1 protein-coding gene is annotated in these 583 nt (G+C 57.3%); it reads right to left on the bottom strand.

The annotated features are described in order from the left end of the window. Positions 1–341 (bottom strand): DsbA family protein (locus AC1DU6_RS35045; RefSeq protein ID WP_477863158.1); only part of this gene is annotated, 341 nt, incomplete at its 3' end. Positions 342–583 lie beyond the last annotated feature (242 nt).

The raw sequence follows: 583 nt of genomic DNA, 5'->3' as shown, positions 1-583 counted from the left end.
GCGCGGCGCAGGAACGGGTCCGGATCGAGTCCGGCCTCGAGCGCCGCGATCACCAGACCATCGGCGAGCCGGCCATCGAATGGCCAGTTCTTCGGCTGCAGATGGAAATCCAGACCGCGCTTGTCGCGCCAACGCTGCAATTCAAGCATCCGGTAGCGCTGCCGCACCGGATGACGCTTGCCGAGCGGCAGGCCGCCGGTTTCCGAAAACAGCTCACCGAGAAATACCGGTTTATGATTCACCTTGAGATCATAAGTACTTACGAGATCGCGAAAGAGCGTGTGGCCGATATAGGCCCAGGGCGATGGCAGCGAAAAATAGTAGTCGATCTCTTGAGACATTCCGGGCTCCGGCAGGGGCGTTTTTAAACTCTGCGGTACTCCAACAGAGCGCCCTGCGCCGTGCAAGATAGATCACCTCGAAAGTCATTCTTGCGCTGCGGCGATCCCGCGCAGCGGGATTCGAATTTCGCCAATAAAATCAAATGAATCAAAGCACTAACAGGCGATCAGCGAATCTTGACTTGGCAAGATGCGCTAAGTATGGTCCGCCCGGCTTTGAAGGGTGACGGGGCGTTATTTCC

The sequence above is a fragment of the Roseateles sp. P5_B10 genome (assembly GCF_056400485.1).
The sequence above is the reverse complement of the archived record's forward strand: the minus strand, read 5'-3'. Positions and strand labels throughout refer to the sequence as shown.